Source organism: Streptomyces sp. NBC_00358, from assembly GCF_036099295.1.
GTDB lineage: Bacteria > Actinomycetota > Actinomycetes > Streptomycetales > Streptomycetaceae > Streptomyces.
In genome coordinates, this window is record NZ_CP107976.1 from 2553919 (window position 1) to 2570934 (window position 17016).

12 protein-coding genes are annotated in these 17016 nt (G+C 70.7%); 5 read left to right on the plus strand and 7 right to left on the minus strand.

The window, feature by feature from the left end:
- Position 1: 1 nt before the first annotated feature.
- The gene (gene hemE / locus OHT01_RS10555; RefSeq protein WP_328552884.1) at positions 2-1069 is read right to left on the minus strand and encodes a uroporphyrinogen decarboxylase; all 1068 of its coding nucleotides are present in this window, start codon (positions 1067-1069) and stop codon (positions 2-4) included.
- Positions 1070-1254: 185 nt separating this feature from the next.
- Between hemE and OHT01_RS10560 the strand changes: the two genes are divergently transcribed.
- The 5 genes from OHT01_RS10560 to OHT01_RS10580 all read left to right on the plus strand — a co-directional run bounded on the left by OHT01_RS10560 (position 1255) and on the right by OHT01_RS10580 (position 8415).
- Complete coding sequence (locus tag OHT01_RS10560) at positions 1255-1932, plus strand: DUF3000 domain-containing protein (protein ID WP_328552885.1); 678 nt, start codon at positions 1255-1257, stop codon at positions 1930-1932.
- Between the two features lie 279 nt (positions 1933-2211).
- Positions 2212-2874, plus strand: a complete 663-nt coding sequence (locus OHT01_RS10565) for a response regulator transcription factor (RefSeq protein WP_019073943.1) — start codon at positions 2212-2214, stop codon at positions 2872-2874.
- Between the two features lie 180 nt (positions 2875-3054).
- A complete protein-coding gene (locus OHT01_RS10570; protein WP_328552886.1) occupies positions 3055-4335 on the plus strand; it encodes a ribonuclease D in 1281 nt (426 codons plus the stop codon).
- A gap of 721 nt (positions 4336-5056) precedes the next feature.
- Positions 5057-6283 (plus strand): thiolase family protein, encoded by a 1227-nt coding sequence (locus tag OHT01_RS10575; protein WP_261704412.1) that lies wholly within the window; start codon positions 5057-5059, stop codon positions 6281-6283.
- Positions 6280-8415, plus strand: a complete 2136-nt coding sequence (locus tag OHT01_RS10580) for a 3-hydroxyacyl-CoA dehydrogenase NAD-binding domain-containing protein (protein WP_328552887.1) — start codon at positions 6280-6282, stop codon at positions 8413-8415. Before OHT01_RS10575 ends, OHT01_RS10580 begins: the two co-directional genes overlap by 4 nt.
- A 193-nt stretch (positions 8416-8608) precedes the next feature.
- On the opposite strand, the gene OHT01_RS10585 is transcribed toward OHT01_RS10580, so the two are convergent.
- From OHT01_RS10585 to OHT01_RS10610, 6 genes are all read right to left on the minus strand, one after another.
- Positions 8609-9625 (minus strand): hypothetical protein, encoded by a 1017-nt coding sequence (locus OHT01_RS10585; protein WP_328552888.1) that lies wholly within the window; start codon positions 9623-9625, stop codon positions 8609-8611.
- A gap of 58 nt (positions 9626-9683) precedes the next feature.
- A complete protein-coding gene (locus tag OHT01_RS10590) occupies positions 9684-10742 on the minus strand; it encodes an NlpC/P60 family protein (RefSeq protein ID WP_328552889.1) in 1059 nt (352 codons plus the stop codon).
- Between the two features lie 37 nt (positions 10743-10779).
- A complete protein-coding gene (locus OHT01_RS10595; protein ID WP_328552890.1) occupies positions 10780-11262 on the minus strand; it encodes a poly-gamma-glutamate biosynthesis protein PgsC/CapC in 483 nt (160 codons plus the stop codon).
- Positions 11259-13085, minus strand: coding sequence for a poly-gamma-glutamate synthase PgsB (gene pgsB, locus OHT01_RS10600; protein WP_328552891.1), 1827 nt, complete (start codon positions 13083-13085; stop codon positions 11259-11261). Before pgsB ends, OHT01_RS10595 begins: the two co-directional genes overlap by 4 nt.
- Positions 13086-13091: 6 nt before the next feature.
- Positions 13092-15350 carry a HAMP domain-containing protein gene (locus OHT01_RS10605; protein WP_328552892.1) on the minus strand — a complete coding sequence of 753 codons (2259 nt, stop codon included), beginning with the start codon at positions 15348-15350 and terminating at the stop codon, positions 13092-13094.
- Between the two features lie 352 nt (positions 15351-15702).
- Complete coding sequence (locus OHT01_RS10610) at positions 15703-16929, minus strand: CapA family protein (RefSeq protein ID WP_328552893.1); 1227 nt, start codon at positions 16927-16929, stop codon at positions 15703-15705.
- Between the last annotated feature and the right edge of the window lie 87 nt (positions 16930-17016).

The window sequence follows — 17016 nt, forward strand, 5'->3', positions numbered from 1 at the left end:
CCTAGCGGGCCGTCTGCGTGTGGACGTACTCCACCAGGCGGGTCAGCGCGTCCGGGTTCATGCTCGGCAGGACGCCGTGGCCGAGGTTGAAGACGTGACCCTCCAGACCGGCGGCGGCGTCGAGCACCTCGCGGGTCTTCGCCTCGACGGCCTCGGGGGTGGAGAACAGGACCGCCGGGTCGAGGTTGCCCTGGAGTGCCTTGCCGGGGCCTACACGGCGGGCCGCCTCGTCGAGCGGGACGCGCCAGTCGACGCCGACCACGTCCGCGCCGGCCTCGCCCATGAGACCGAGCAGTTCACCGGTGCCGACCCCGAAGTGGATGCGCGGCACTCCGTACGGGGCGACGGCGTCGAAGACCTTGGTGGACGCGGGCATCACCGAACGGCGGTAGTCCGCGGGGGCCAGGGCGCCGACCCAGGAGTCGAAGAGCTGGACGGCGCTCGCGCCCGCCTCGATCTGCACCTTCAGGAAGGTGGAGGTGATCTCGGCGAGACGGTCGAGCAGGTCGGCCCACAGTTGCGGGTCGCCGTACATGAGCGCCTTGGTGTGCTCGTGGTTCTTGGACGGACCGCCCTCCACGAGGTAACTCGCGAGGGTGAAAGGCGCGCCCGCGAAGCCGATGAGGGGGGTGTCACCGAGTTCGGCCGTCAGGAGCCCGATCGCCTCGGTGACGTACCAGACGTCCTCGGGGGTCAGATCACGCAGCTGGGCCAGGTCGGCACGGGTGCGGATCGGGTTCTGGACGACCGGGCCGACGCCCGGCTTGATGTCCAGGTCGACGCCGATGGCCTTCAGCGGGACGACGATGTCGCTGTAGTAGATCGCGGCGTCCACGTTGTGCCGGCGGACCGGCTGCAGGGTGATCTCGGCGACCAGCTCGGGCCGCATGCAGGACTCCAGCATGGGGATGCCCTCGCGCACCTTGAGGAACTCGGGCAGTGAGCGACCGGCCTGCCGCATGAACCACACGGGCGTGTGCGGCACGGGCTCGCGCCTGCACGCCTTGAGGAAGGCGGACTCGTACATGGCTGTCGGCTGCTGCCCGGCGGGGCTGTGGTTGGCGCTCACGACGGAAAGTCTCCCACGGCGCGCGGGCGCCCCCGTCCCGGGCTCCGGTCCGCCCGCCGCCCCGGCTCCGGCCCTCCGCACGGCCCTCTCCACGAGCGGTGATCGCGCGGCACGATCCGGACAGGGGTCCCACGCACGGGTGTCTCTCCCTGCGCGCGGGCTCCGTTCCCCTTAATCTTCCCCGCATGGCTGCGGCTCAGGGACGACTGTCGGACGGCGCTGGCGGAATGGACGACGCGAAGGAGAAGAAGGAGGAGGACAGGAATGCGGCGGAGACGGCCCCGGGGCCCTTCCGGGCGGCCGTCGAGGCACTGAGGGCCGCCCGGCTGCGGCCCGACATCGAGATCGACCCGACGCGACCACCTCAGCGGCTGGCCCCGTACTCGTACGCGCTGGAGGCCGCGGTCGTCGCCGACGACGAGGACCTGGCCGACGGCCGCCTCGTGCTGCTGCACGACCCGGCCGGGCACGACGCGTGGCAGGGCTCCTTCCGTCTGGTGACCCTGGTCCGCGCTGAGCTGGAGCCGGAGATGGCCGCCGACCCGTTGCTGCCCGAGGTCTGCTGGTCATGGCTGACCGGCGCGCTCCAGGCCCGCGGTCTCTCGTACGGCGAGGCGAGCGGCACCGTCACGCGCGCGAGCTCGCACTATTTCGGCGGGCTCGCGGAGCGCCCGGCCGCCTCGCAGATCGAGATCCGCGCGTCGTGGACACCCCGTGAGGGACTCGGCGGCGTCCCCGACACGGCCGCGCACCTCGCGGGCTGGTGCGACCTGCTGTGCCAGATCGCCGGACTGCCGCCGGTGACTCCGGGTGACGCCTCGGTGGTCACCTTGCCGCAGCGCCGGGGACCACAGTCCCGCTGACCCTCACAAGGGCGCGCGCCGACGCGCGCGCCCTTTCCGTTTCCTTACCGGCCGAATGTCGATACGACCACTTTCGGCCGCGTATCGACGTGGAACGACTCGGTTCGATCTTCGGATGATCGATCGCGTGTCCGAATTGCACGGATTGTTACTCACCAGATCGTGATCATTCTCTAAAGGTCAATGGGTTTGATGCCGAAGACGTCTGTGACCTTGAAAGCACGGTTCGTCCTGGCTCCACCCCCAGAGCCGGTCCCGTCCCGCCCCCCAGGAGGCCTGGTGTCCGTTCTCCTCGAGCAGCCCGCAAGCCTGGTCGCCTACCGCCCGAACAAGCCGACCGCCATGGTGGTCGTGGCCGACCCCCGGGTCCGCTCCACCGTCACCCGCCATCTGTGGGCGCTCGGAGTGCGCGACGTCATCGAGGCGTCGTCCGTCGCGGAGGCCCGTCCCCGAATCGGCAACCCGCGTGACATCTGCGTCGCCGACGTCCATCTGCCGGACGGTTCCGGCCTCACCCTCCTCTCCGAGACCCGGGCCGCCGGATGGCCCAACGGCCTCGCCCTCTCCGCCGCCGACGACATCGGCGCTGTACGCAACGCCCTCGCGGGCGGCGTCAAGGGCTACGTCGTCACCGGCACCCGTACGAACGTCGGGCTCCCCACACGGCCCGGCGCCGCTCCCATCGGCTCCGCCGCCGCCCGCATGCACCGCCGCCCCCCGGGTGCCCCGAGCCACCCGGGCGGCTACCGCGAACTGTCCGGACGAGAGGTCGAGGTCCTTCGACTGGTCGCGGAGGGCCAGTCGAACAAGGCCATCGGCGTCTCCATGGGCCTGTCCGCACTCACCGTCAAGAGCCACCTCGCCCGCATCGCCCGCAAGCTGGGCACGGGTGACCGCGCCGGAATGGTCGCGGTGGCCCTGCGGACCGGAATCATCCACTGACCCCTCCCCCCCGCCTCCCACCACCTCTCCCCCGCACCACCCCGACCTCCCCCAGCCCGGCCCCCTTCCCCTGCGCGTGAACCCGGTCCTGCACGGACCTGTCTGGTTTACGACCATCCAACGCCCGTCGACGGAACGTTCCGTCGACGGGCGTTGTCCATACACAGATACTCTTGACAGGTGACCGACGCCCAAGAGACCGCAGCAGACAGCTCACTGCGAACCACCGGAGGCGGCCCTCCGGACGACGTCGAAACGGCGCCGACCCCTTTGCTTGAGCCCCGAGAAGGCATTCCGCCCGTGATCGCCGACGACACCGCGCTCGCCGGGGTGATCGCCGCCTTCGCCGCGGGGACCGGCCCGGTGGCCGTCGACGCCGAACGCGCGTCCGGGTACCGATACGGCCAGCGCGCCTATCTGGTGCAGTTGCGCCGCGAGGGCGCCGGCAGCGCGCTGATCGACCCCGTCGCCTGTCCCGACCTGTCCGGTCTCGGTGCGGCGATCTCCGGGGCCGAGTGGGTGCTGCACGCCGCCACCCAGGACCTGCCCTGTCTCCGCGAGATAGGCATGATCCCCACCAGCCTCTTCGACACCGAGCTGGCCGGACGCCTGGCCGGGTTCCCCCGGGTGGGTCTCGGCGCGATGGTCGAGAGCGTCCTCGGCTTCGTCCTGGAGAAGGGCCACTCCGCCGTCGACTGGTCGACGCGCCCGCTGCCCGAGCCCTGGCTGCGCTACGCCGCGCTCGACGTGGAGCTCCTCGTCGACCTGCGCGACGCACTGGAGAAGGAACTCGACCGGCAGGGCAAGCTGGACTGGGCCCGGCAGGAGTTCGACGCCATCGCGCAGGCCGAGCCCGCGCCGCCGCGCAAGGACCCCTGGCGCCGTACGTCGGGGATGCACAAGGTGCGCCGCCGACGGCAGATGGCCGTCGTCCGGGAGCTGTGGGAGACCCGGGACCGGGTCGCGCAGCGCCGGGACATCTCTCCGGGCAAGGTGCTCGGGGACGCGGCGATCGTCGAGGCCGCGCTGGCCGTGCCCGCCAACCTGCACGCCCTGGCCGCGCTGAACGGCTTCGGGCACCGCATGGGCCGGCGCCAGCTGGAGCAGTGGCAGGCCGCGGTCGACCGGGCGAAGGAGCTGCCGGACAACGAGCTCCCGCAGCCCGGACAGCCGGTGACCGGGCCTCCCCCGCCGCGGGCCTGGGCCGACAAGGACCCGGCCGCCGCGGCCCGGCTCTCCGCTGCGCGGACCGCCGTATCGGCGCTGGCCGAGAAGCTGAACATGCCGCAGGAGAACCTGATCACCCCGGACACCGTGCGGCGCGTGTGCTGGGAGCCGCCCGCGACACCCGACACGGAGTCCGTGGGCGCGGCGCTCAGGGCCTGCGGGGCGCGGCCCTGGCAGGTCGAACTGGTCACGCCGGTGCTGGTGACCGCGCTGTCCCTGAAGACCGCCCCGTAGTCCCTCGCCGGCCCCGGCCGCCCGGCCGCCCCTCGCTGTAGGCCGTTCTCCGGCGTACGCCGGAGAGGCGGCACGGCGCTCGGGGCGGTCCCGCCTCACCGGATGGCCCGCCCGCCACAAGGCCCTCGTCCACCCGGACGGGATCACCTGAACGGCGTCACCCGGACAAGGTCACCCGGACGGGCTCCCGCACGTGGTCGAGTCCCGGTCGGCTCCATATGGAGTGCGTTCCGGGCCCCGGAGCCGGGTCGTTCCGGGCGCTGGTTCCGGTGTCCCGCGCGCGCTCCGCGTGCTCGGTGTACTCCGAACGGGTCCAGGAAGCGGAATCGGCCCGTCGAACGGACGACGAGATCACGCCAAGATCCTGGCCTCCCGGCACGCCGCCCGCCGCCGTGGACGTCCGGCCGCGGTGAAACGGCGTCGCGGCAGGCCGGGCGGCCGTACGCGGACCACCCCGGGCGACCGTCGCGGTCGCGCGACCCCACCCCTTCCCCGACGCGTCGGCGCCGAACGTGACGGACGGGGCCGACGCGACGGACGGGGCGGACGCGTGCGCTCGGCGGGCCCGGGGCAGGATGGCCGAGGCCTTTCGATGTGACCTTCGCCGCTCCCGGCCTCGGGACTGGGCAGGTTGGTTACTCGTAAGTAGCATGGGTGCTGAGCGCGCGCTCAGGCGTGTGTCCGCGCAGCAGTGCCATCCCGCATCTGGAGGAGAGCCATCGTGCCTCGTACCGTCAGGGACGTCGTCTTCGTAGACGGCGTCCGCACCCCGTTCGGCAAGGCGGGCCCGAAGGGCATCTACCACGAGACCCGTGCCGACGACCTCGTCGTGAAGGCCATCCGGGAGCTGCTGCGCCGCAACCCCGGTCTTGACCCCAAGAAGATCGACGAGGTCGCCATCGCGGCGACCACGCAGATCGGTGACCAGGGTCTGACGCTGGGCCGCACGGCCGGCATCCTCGCCGGGCTGCCGCAGTCGGTCCCCGGCTACTCCATCGACCGCATGTGCGCCGGCGCCCTGACGGCCGTCACCGCCACCGCGGGCTCCATCGCGTTCGGCGCGTACGACGCCGTCATCGCCGGTGGTGTCGAGCACATGGGGCGCCACCCCATGGGCGAGGGCGTGGACCCGAACCCGCGCTTCGTCAGCGAGAAGCTGGTCGACGAGTCCGCCCTGTTCATGGGCATGACCGCCGAGAACCTGCACGACCGCTACCCGACCATCACCAAGCTGCGCGCCGACGAGTACGCCGTGCGCTCGCAGGAGAAGGCCGCCAAGGCCTACGCCAACGGCAAGATCCAGCAGGACCTGGTGCCGATCTCGGTGCGCAACACCAACGCGGAGGTCGGTGAGACGGGCTGGGGCCTGGTCACCGCCGACGAGCCGATGCGTCCGGGCACCACGCTGGAGAACCTGTCCGGCCTGAAGACCCCGTTCCGCGTCCACGGCCGGGTCACCGCCGGCAACGCGGCCGGTCTGAACGACGGTGCGACCGCGTCGATCCTCGCCTCCGAGGACTTCGCCCGCGAGAACAACCTGCCGGTCAAGATGCGCCTGGTCTCGTACGCCTTCGCGGGCGTCGAGCCGGAGGTCATGGGCTACGGCCCGATCCCGGCCACCGAGAAGGCCCTCGCCAAGGCCGGTCTGTCGATCGAGGACATCAACCTCTTCGAGATCAACGAGGCCTTCGCCGTCCAGGTGCTCGCGTTCCTGGAGCACTACGGCATCGCCGACGACGACGCGCGCGTCAACCAGTACGGCGGCGCCATCGCGTACGGCCACCCGCTCGCCTCCTCCGGCGTCCGTCTGATGACGCAGCTGGCCCGCCAGTTCGAGGAGCAGCCGGAGGTCCGTTACGGCCTCACGACCATGTGCGTCGGCTTCGGCATGGGCGCCACGGTCATCTGGGAGAACCCGCACCACAAGGACGCCGGAGGCGACAAGTGAGCACCGCTGAACTCCTGAAGGGCGCAGCCGAGCTGTTCCCCGACGAGGTCGTGACGTCCGCGAACGTACGCCACCTCGACCTGCCGTTCGGTGCCGGGCGCTTCGCGCTCATCACGCTGGACAACGGCTTCGACCACACCAAGCCGACCACCTTCGGCCCGGCGTCGCTGGCGAACCTCGACACCGCCATCGACCAGGTCGAGCGGGAGGCCGCCGCCGGTGAGATCGTCGGTGTCGGCGTCACCGGCAAGCCGTTCATCTTCGCGGTCGGCGCGGACCTGAAGGGCGTCGAGCTCCTCAAGGAGCACAAGGACGCGCTCGCCATCGGCAAGGGCGGCCACGAGGTCTTCAAGCGCCTGTCGGGCCTCGCGGTCCCGACCTTCGCCTACTACAACGGCGCGGCGATGGGCGGTGGCGTCGAGGTCGGTCTGCACTGCTCGTACCGGACCGTCTCCGCGGCCCTGCCGGCCTTCTCGCTGCCCGAGGTCTTCCTCGGCCTGGTCCCCGGCTGGGGCGGCTGCACGATCCTGCCGAACCTGATCGGCGCCGACAAGGCCGTCTCGGTCATCATCGAGAACTCGCTCAACCAGAACAAGCAGCTCAAGGGCGGTCAGGTCTACGACCTCGGCATCGCCGACGCGCTCTTCGAAGGCGCGGACTTCCTGGAGCAGTCGCTGCTGTGGACGGCCGCCGTCCTCAAGGGCGAGATCGCGATCGAGCGCCCCGCGATCGACCGCGGCGAGGCCTGGGACCAGGCCGTCGCGCGCGGCCGGTCCATCGCCGACGGCAAGGTGCACGGGGCCGCCCCGGCCGCCTACCGCGCGCTGGACATCATCGCCGCGGCCAAGGACGGAGACCTGCAGAAGGGGTTCGACGCCGAGGACGTGGCGCTCGCCGACCTGATCATGGGTGGCGAACTGCGCTCCGGCATCTACGCCTTCAACCTGGTCCAGAAGCGCGGCAAGCGTCCGGCCGGTGCGCCGGACAAGTCGCTGGCGCGTCCGGTCACCAAGGTGGGCGTCGTGGGCGCGGGCCTGATGGCCTCGCAGCTCGCCCTGCTCTTCCTGCGCCGCCTGGAGGTGCCGGTCGTGCTGACCGACATCGACCAGGAGCGCGTCGACAAGGGTGTGGGCTACGTCCACGCCGAGATCGACAAGCTGCTGCTCAAGGGCCGCGTGAACCGGGACAAGGCCAACCGCCTGAAGGCCCTGGTCTCCGGTGTGCTGGACAAGGCCGAGGGCTTCTCCGACGCGGACTTCATCATCGAGGCCGTCTTCGAGGAGATCGGCGTCAAGCAGCAGGTGTTCGCGGAGGTGGAGGCGGTCGCCCCGGCGCACGCGATCCTCGCCACCAACACCTCCTCGCTGTCGGTGAGCGAGATGGCTTCGAAGCTGAAGAACCCCGAGCGGGTCGTGGGCTTCCACTTCTTCAACCCGGTCGCGATCCTCCCGCTCCTGGAGATCGTGCGCGGCGAGCAGACCGACGACGCCTCGCTGGCCACGGCGTTCGCCGTCGCCAAGAAGCTGAAGAAGACCGCGGTTCTCACCAAGGACGCCCCGGCGTTCGTCGTGAACCGCATCCTGACCCGCTTCATGGGCGAGATCCAGAACGTCATCGACGAGGGCACCTCGGTCGAGGTCGCCGAGAAGGCCATCGAGCCGCTCGGCCTGCCGATGTCCCCGCTGGTCCTGCTGGAGCTGGTCGGTCCCGCGATCGGTCTGCACGTCTCGGAGACCCTCAACCGGGCCTTCCCGGACCGCTTCACGGTCTCCCCGAACCTCGCGGCGGTCGTCAAGGCCGGCAAGCGCGGCTTCTACGTCTACTCCGCGGAGAACGGCTTCAAGCCGGAGCTGGACCCCGAGGTCGCCGCGCTCCTCAAGCAGGGCGATGTCGTCCTGACGGAGGAGCAGGTCCGGAACCGGGTCCTCGACGCGGTCGCCCAGGAGATCGGGCTCATGCTCGACGAGGGTGTCGTCGCCGAGGCCCAGGACATCGACCTCTGCCTGATCACCGGCGCCGGCTGGCCCTTCCACCTGGGCGGCATCACGCCGTACCTGGACCGTGAGGGCGTCTCCGAGCGGGTGACCGGGAAGCGGTTCCTGGAGCCGGGGCTGGCTTCGGTACCGGTGTAACGGCCGTACGGCACACAGGAGAGAGGGCCTCCGCTTCCGGCGGAGGCCCTCTCTCCTGTTCCACGTCCCTGACGTCGGGCGCCGACCCCGTGGAAGGCGCCGTCCGCCCGCCGGCCTGCACGCCCCACCGTCGTACTCGCCTTCGGTACGGCGGTTTTGGCGTGCACGCTCCCGTGCGTTCCGGCCGTCGGCGTCAGACCGGCCGCCACGCCTCCAGGGCGATCCCCGGCTCGTCCTTGCGGCGGGTGATGCGGAGTTCGCCGCTGCCCGGGGAGAGCGTCGCTGCGACCACACGGCCCTGCTCGTCCTCGGCGAGCGACAGCAGGGCATCGGCGGGGAGTTCCGGTCCCGACTCGGTCCACCACGCGCCCGCCGACTCGTCCTCGGTCGGGTAGGCGGCGAACGCCACCCGTCCGCTCGCCGAGCGCTGGGCGAGCAACGTGCAGTCGTGGCCGTCGAGTTCGCAGCGGATGACGCAGACCGGGCCCGGACCGGCCGAAGCCAGCAGGGCCACCGGCTTGGTGCCGGGACGCCAGGCGCACACATCGCCCGAGTCATCGGTGAAGAAGAGCGTGGTGGAGTCCGCCGAGGTCGCGAGCGCGCGCAGGCTCCCCGACCGGACCGGTGCCTCCAGCGCCTCGTCCAGCGCGGGTTCCGCGCCCGCCTCCTCCTGGCGCCAGTGCAGAACCCCGCCCGGGACTGCCGCGTACAGCTCGACACGGCCGGACTCCCCGGTGACGGCCGCCAGGTCCCCCTGGACGTCACGCCCCTTGAGGTCGTACCAGCGCCCCCAGCCGCCCTTCTCCTTCTGGCCGATCATGCTCACGCCACCGCCGCCGTTGCGTACGAAGACATGGGCGCGCCCCTGCGCGTCGATCGCGACGGCGGGGTTGCCCGTCCGGTCACCGCTGCCGTCGGGATGACCGATCGGGTTCCAGTCGAGGGCGGCGAGGTCCGGCCGGAAGTGGGTCGAGTGGACGAGACCCGACTGGTCGCGGACCGTCGGACGCCAGGAGACCAGATGGGTGTACCGGTCCGGGCCCTGCCCCAAGGCCAGTACGGAGTGCAGGCGTTGGCCACCGCCCACCGGGCGCGGAGTGTCCCAGGGACCGCCGGGTCCGCGCTCCGCCCGGCAGTGGACGGTGGCCTCGGACAGCAGGTACGCACCGAGCCTGCCGTCACGACCGCGTATGAGCCAGTCGACGTTCACCGCTTCACCTTAATCGGGGGCGGGCCGCTCGTTCCGACCCCCTCACACGGTCAGCCGTTCACAGGCGCTTGGCGCTGCGCAGCAGGCCGGCGTAGAAGCCGTTCCCGTCGATGCGGGAGGCGCCGCCCTTGTCGCCCATGGTCGGTCCGTTGACCTCCTTGCGGCTGGAGATGAAGACGCGGTGGCCGTCGGTGTCCACGCCCAGGTACATGGCGACGTGGTCGATGTGGTTGCCGGTGCGGTGGTCCATCTTGAAGAAGAGGAGGTCACCGGGCTGAACCACGTCGATGTTCTCGGGGCGCGTGTACCAGGGCGCCGGGCCGGAGAGCTTCAGGATGTCGACGCCGGTCTTCGAGCGGGCCATGCCGTCGGCGCTGCGCGGCAGTCCGTCGCCGGACGTGTTCGTCGACATCAGCGGATAGCGGGCCCGGTAGCCCCACACCATGCGCATGAACCCGGAGCAGTCCAGGGCGCGGTAGCGCTCCTTGCGCGCCACCGTCGTGGTGCCGTCGCGGAAGGTGTAGTCGATGCCGAGGTAGTCGTAGAAGTCGTTCTGCTCAAGGCGGTCGACGCCGTCCTCCTTGAACGGGCCGAAGACCGCGTCACCCGCGTACGGGACGCCCTCGTCGTCCTTCTTCACCGGTGCGCCGTCGACGTACTGGAACGCGATGGCGAAGACGTCGTCGGCCTGGCTGCCGTAGAACTCCTTGAACCAGTCCTTGAACCACTTCTCCTTCTCGGCTCCCTTGCGCCAGGGCTCCGGCATCAGCCGCACCCAGTCCTGCGTCATCACACGGGTCCGGGTGTTGGCCGGTTCGGTGAAGGTGCGGGAGGGGCCCCTGAGGGTCGCGGTGCGGGCGCCGTCCGTGAAGGTGGCGAGGATGTCGCCGTTCTCGCCGCGCAGCACGGAGCGCGTCGGATTGTTCAGACGCTCCCAGGTCTGCTTGCCGGTGGCCTTGCCCGAGTTCTCCAGGTCGGGCTTGTCGGTGACGGCCTGCACGGCGGGGACCTTCGCCTCCTCGTCCTTGCGGAGTTCGAAGGTGAAGTACGCGCTGCCCGCGAGCAGCGCGATGACCGTGGCCGCGTGGAGGACGGGACGGCCTTTGCGCTTCGGCATGGTGACGGCTCCAGGGATTGCGAGTAGGGCGGGCGGCTCAGGCGGAGGGCATGGCGCCGAGAAGGATTCCGGCGGTCAGCACGACGTAGGTGGCGAGCGTGACGGTGCCGGTCGACAGCAGCGTGGCCCCCTTGGGCTGACGCACCAGCTGGTAGCCGACGAGACCGGGCACGATGAAGCCCAGGGTCTGGTTGGCGTAGAGCAGCGGGAACTCCATCTGGAGCACGACGATCACGGACGCCTGGATCAGGACGCCGCTCAGCACGACGGCCGCGAACAGCCGCTTGCCGTAGAGGATCACGAAGCGCTGGAGCAGCAGCGTGGTGACGTACGTCAGCACGGTGACGCCGACGACGAGCGCGGCGCGCTGAAGGTCCTCGATGAGGGTGAGCGCCAGCCAGCCCGGGGTGATCATGCCGCCGGGCGAGAGGTTGGTCGTGAGGTAGCAGATCAGCGAGAACATCAGGCCCAGGCCGATGCCGATCGCGGCGATCTCGGGGGTGAGGACGGAGGGGATCAACGGGGCTCTCCTGGGCTGTGCCACTGCTGGGGGTCGTCGGCGGGGTGTGCGGAAGGGACGCGGGGTTCGAACAGACCCCGGGACCGGGACTGTTCACCGAACCCGGGCGGTGTCTGAAGCCCTGCGGTGCCGGGCCCGGGCGTCCCGTCCGGCCAGGGCCCGAGTCCCTGCTCGGGCCGGAACGGCTGCTCGGGCCGCTCCGGATGCTGCTCCTGGTGCGCCCGTCGATGCTCCTGGTCCGGGTGCTCCGGCGGGTACGCGTGCCGCGGCTGCCGCCGCGTCTCCTCGGGCTGATACGGGCGCTGTGCCTGCTGGCGCCCCTGCTCGGGCTGGTACAAGTGCTGCGGCCGCTGAGGCCGGGCCTGCTGCCGTTGTGCCTGCTCCGGCTGGTGCTGGTGTGTCCGCTGCGGGCTGTCCTGCTGGGGGTGCGGGCGGTCCGCGGCGCGCTGGGCGGGGACCTGGGTCCTGGACGCGTACCGGGACTCGTACGTCTCCGGGTAGCGCTGGTACGGGTCGATCCGCGGCGCGTAGAGCTGCACGGTCTCGACGTGCTCGCGCACGGCCTGCGCCACGCGCGGCTCGTCGGCCGCCGCACCGGCACCGGCGCCACCGCTGTGACCGGCCGCCTGCTCGTCGACGCTGTCGTCCGCCGGGAGTTCGGCGAGGTGCTCCAGAAGGTGTTCGCCCTGGCCGTGGATGTTGCCGATGGCCACCAGCGAGGTGTCCGCGCCGAGCTCGCCGAGGAGCTGCCGCATGAACTCCTCGGGGTCGCGCCGGTCGCCGCCGAGGTCGACCGCGCGCGAGCGGTACTCCGCGGGCATCGCGTCGATGGCGCTCTTGGCCGGGTGGCCGATCACGAAGACCTTCTCGGGATCCAGCTCGGGGATGATCCCGCCCATCTGGCCGTTGCGCTCGACCCGGTCGGGACGGCAGTTGATGACCACGTTGAGCGGGCGGTGGATGGCGCCGAGATCGAGCAGCTGGTTGACGTTCATCAGCGTCGACTCGGGGTCGTTGGCCGCGAAGACGTTGGCGAAGCGGAGCTTCTTGCCGTCCTCGGTGACATACCGCTCGACGGAGAGGACACCGGGGTCCGGGGGTGCGTCGTACATGCCCTGGAGAGCGGTCTGCCGCTCCACGCCGAGGAGTTCGGCGACGGTGAGCGCGATCGCCACGTTCTCCTTGAAGGTGAACCAGCTGAAGCCGCGCAGTTCCTCGTCCGAGACGGTCTCGGGGTCGGCGTAGATCAGCTCGCAGTCACGGGAGTCGGCCTCCTCCTGGAGGATGTCGAACCGGTCCTTTTCGGCGGTGACGCAGATACCGCCCTCCGGCATGGAGCGGGAGAGGGAACGGGCCACGTCGTCGAGCGTGGGACCCATCTCGGCGAGGTGGTCCTCACGGACGTTGCACAGGACACCGATCGTGGAGCGGATCAGCTTCGACTGGTTGATCTCCTGAAGGGCCGGCATGACGGCCATGCACTCGATGACCAGGGCGTGCGGGTTGTACGCGGCCGCGCGCCGGACGATGCCGATCTGCTCGACGACGTTGGCGATGCCGAACTTGCGGTAGACCGGCTCCTCCGTCGCGTCGGGGTGGATGAACCGGGCCGCCGTGCCGGTGGTCTTGGCGACCGTGGTCAGCCCGCCCCCGCGCAGCGCGCCCGCGCACAGCCGGGTGATGGACGACTTTCCGCGGATGCCGTTGACCAGCACCCGGGTGGGAATGTTGTCCAGGTTGGTGAAGTGCCGCCGCTGTTCGACGATGCCCGCCACCAGCAGGATCGCGCAGCACACCATCAGGACGGTGTAGAGGAAGAGCACGGCCGATCAGTTCCTAACGTGCTGCTGGTGAGCGGTGTCCGGTGCGTTCCGGCGCCCGGATGCCTGCTGTCTGCGCTGTTCCTGGAGCTGCTGGCGGACGAGTTCCAGGGAGCGGGTGACCGCGCCGACCTCGTCGTGGTTGCGCGGGAACAGGACGGTCTTGCGGTCCCCGTCGGCCAGTGCCTCGGCCTGTCCGGCCAGGGCGCGCAGCGGCCGGGCCACCACGATGTGCATCCAGCCGAGGCAGGCGACCGCGGCCGCGGCGCCCAGCAGTCCGGCGAGCACGGTGCGGTGCTGGATGTCGTACTCGGGAATGGCGAGCCGGTCCGCGGGCTGCCAGCTCACGACGGTCCAGCCGAGCTTCTTGGCCGCGCCCCCTCCCGCGAAGGGGGCCGCGGCGGCGATCTGCACCCCGCCGTCGCGGTAGAGGACACCGGCGGCGTGCGCGGACTTGCCGACCTTCTGTCCGGCCGCGGAGGCCAGGTCCTTCAGCCGGTCGTCGGGCAGCGACTGGAAGGCGAGGTAGCCGGTGTTGCCCGCGATGATCTTGCCCTGGTCGTCGACGAGGCGTACGACGCCGAGGCCCGGCCTCTTGAGCACCGAGTTGAGGAAGTCGATCCGGAACTCGCCCACCAGTGCCGATCCGTCGCGGCCGGGGATCTCGGCGGTGCCGACCACGAGGGGCTTCTTGCCGCCCCGGCCGAGCAGCCGGATGGGGTCGGCGGTGGCGGGCTCGGGCCGCGCCTCGCGGGGCTCGTCGCCGACCCGGGCGACCACCTGGCCTGAGGCGTCGACGACGTAGAGCGACTGGTAGCGCAGGTGCTGGTCGAGTGTGCGGTCCAGCACCTCGGTCATGTCGGCGGGGGACGTGCGGTCGCCGATCAGCGTGGCCACGGACTGGAGGTCGGCCTCACCCTCGTTGAGCGCGCGGCGGATCCGGTCGGTGAGCGTGTCGGTGCGCTCGCGCTGGTCGTTCACGAGCTGCTGCGGTACCACGACGGTGCCGTCGGCCCGGTTGAGGACGAGCAGCAGCGGGGCCGACCAGGAGAGCAGCAGGACCGCGCAGACGGAGAGGAGCCCGCGGGTGCCGATGCGGCGCGGACCGCGCGGCCGGGCCGCGGACCGCTGCTCGGCGGGTTCGCCGAGCAGTTGGCCGCGCAGGCGCTCCAGCGCCGTACCGATCCGGCGGGCCTCGCCGTAGCCGGGGACGTTCACCGGGCGCGTCAGGTCACCGCGGGTGAGGCGGCGCGACTCCAGGAAGAGCCGGATGAGCGGCCGCTGCACGGTGCCGAGCAGGACGGCGACGGCGATGCCGCCGATGACCAGCAAGGCGCAGGCCGCCATCAGTCCGAAGACGGGTGAGGTGGATCGGGTGGGGTCCTCGGCGACCTTCACCATGGCGACCACGCTGAGGCCGAGGGCGGTCGCCGTGGTGGTCTCGCCGGGCTGTTGCGAGGCGAGCGTGGCGTATCCGGCGACGGACCGGTCGGAGAGGAAGGTGCCGCCGAGCAGGCTGCCGCTGACACCCGGGTAGCCGCCGGAGCCGGGTTCCTTGCTGCTGAGCGGGTTGTCGCCGGCCTTGGCCGCAGCGTTCTTCGCGAAGGACCTGAGCTGTTTGTTGGACGCGGCGACCTCCTTGCGCTGGAGGTCGGTCAGAACCTGCTCGGGCTCGGGGATGCCGTCGCTGCTGAGGATCGTCCCGGAGCGGTCCACAACCGCGATGGCGCGGAACCGGCCGAGGCTGATGCCGGGGAACTTGAGGCTGTTGGAGGCGACGAGCAGTAGCTGGGGCCTGCCCGGCCAGGACAGCAGCGCGAAGGACAGCAGCCGGACCTCGCCGTTCTCCAGGCGCACCATGCGGGGCGCGAGACCGCCCTCGTCACTGAGCGCGGACCGGTCGAGGGAGGTCAGCGGGACGGTCTCGCCGCGGGTCGCGACGAGCTTGCCCGACCGGATCTCGATGACCGCCGTACCCATCCACTTCTGGTACGTGTTGCCCAGTTTGTCGAGCACGGTGTCGCCGGAGACCGGCGCGCCCGCGCTGAACAGGGCGGCGGAGCGGTCGAGGTCGGTCACCGACTCGTCGATGGAGGCGCGCAGGGCGATGGCGCCGTCCTCCGCGAAGTGCTGCTGGGAGGTCTGGACGGCCTTGGGCAGCGCGGTGTCGCCGGCCGGGCCGAGTACGAGCGCCGCGACCGCGGCGAGGGAGAGGAGGAGCACCGAGAGGACCGCTATCGGCGGTCGTATGCCGCCAAGCAGCGACATATCAGCTCTGCGGCGAGCACGGTGCTGCCGCGCCGGGGGCGATGACGCCAACGGACAGGTCCTCTCAAGCGGTTGTACGGGCGGACGAGCGACCTGCTCGCGGTGCGGGTGATGCGGATGCGACACGAAGGCGCATAAGGGAGAACTGAGTCCCTGCGCGTGTCAGACCGGCGAAGGTAAGAAAAAGTTGCATAAATCTAAAGTGATCTAAACAACATCACAATTTAGACGGACATATTCGTACAGATTCAATGACTTCCGGTTTCGATCGGGCCGGGACCGCTCCGGAGGACCGGGCGAACAGCGGCGCCGGCCCCGGGCCGGGCGCCACCGGTCCTGGCGTCCGGTGATCTCATCCCGGCAGCTCCGTGAGGGGCTTCAGCCCGTCCTTCGCCGCGCCGCGGTTGAGCATGGTGCCCTCGGTCCGCTCGAAGGCCAGCCGGAGCCGCGACCGCTGCTGGTCGCTCAGGTCGTCGCGCTTGAGCTCGGCCGCCACGTCCACCAGCCGGTAGTCCTCGACCTGGCCCTTCGCCGGCTCGACCGGCGTGCCGTCCGCGCCGACCTCGGGGTCCGGCGGAATCTCCACGAGGGTCGGCTCGTACCGGGCCTCGACGTCCCACCGGCCGCCGCGCTCGGTGAAGGTGAACCAGCCGATCACGCCCTCCTCGGTGAGTCCCGTCGGCACGTCGTGGCGCGCGACCTGATTGCCGAGTCCGTACGCGATCCACGTGCCGTCGACCTTCTCCATCGGCTGCACGACATGCGCGTGGTGCCCGATGACCAGGTCGATCCCGGTCTCCCGGGCCAGCCGTCGGGCGAACGCGAGCTGCGGGGTCGACGGGTTCGGGTGGTGCTCACGGCCCCAGTGGATGGAGAGGATCACGACGTCGGCGCCGGCCGCGCGGGCCCGCTTCTCGGCCGTCCTGATCCGGCCCAGGTCGTTCTGGTTGACCAGCCACGGCTTGTCCTTGGGCACCTCATGGGCGTTGAAGCCGAAGGCGAAGGAGATCTGCGCGACCTTCACGCCCTTGACGTCGATGATCAGCGGGGTGAGCGCGTCCTTCTCGGTCCGGAAGGAGCCGGTGTGTTCGAGGCCCACGGAGTCCAGCGTGTCGAGAGTGCGTTTCACGCCCGCGTAGCCGTGGTCGATCGAGTGGTTGGAGGCGGTCGAGCAGGTGTCGTAGCCGACGTCCTTGATGGTCCCGGCTATCTGGGGCGGCACGAGGAAGTTCGGGTAGCTCTCGAAGGGGCCGTTCGGCTTGCCGATCACCGGCTCCATGTGGCAGATCCCCAGGTCCGCCTTGCTGATCACCGGCTTGACCCCGGCCATGAGCGGACCGAAGTCCAGGCCGTCGGCACCCTCGCCGGTCTTCCCGGCGTCCGCCCTCGCCTGGTCGATCAGCTGAGGATGGATCAGGATGTCGCCGGCCGCGGCCACCGTGAACGAACGTCCGCCCGCCCCGGACGCCGAACCGGAGTCACCGCCGCCTCCGACGAGACCGCATCCCGCCAGAACGGCGACGAGAGCGACGGAGGTCAGGAGGGTGGGCAAGGTGCGGCGGCTAGGACGTCTGGTCACCAGAGATATCTTGATACAACCATGAGGGCAAACAGCTCCAGAACGATAACGATCGCAACACTTCTCTTGCTCCTCACCGCGCTCGCC

Bases quoted from the DNA above. Each gene is read 5' to 3' on its own strand.
- OHT01_RS10605 (WP_328552892.1), bottom strand. From the start codon at position 15,350: ATGTCGCTGCTTGGCGGCATACGACCGCCGATAGCGGTCCTCTCGGTG.
- OHT01_RS10590 (WP_328552889.1), bottom strand. From the start codon at position 10,742: ATGCCGAAGCGCAAAGGCCGTCCCGTCCTCCACGCGGCCACGGTCATC.
- OHT01_RS10560 (WP_328552885.1), top strand. From the start codon at position 1,255: ATGGCTGCGGCTCAGGGACGACTGTCGGACGGCGCTGGCGGAATGGAC.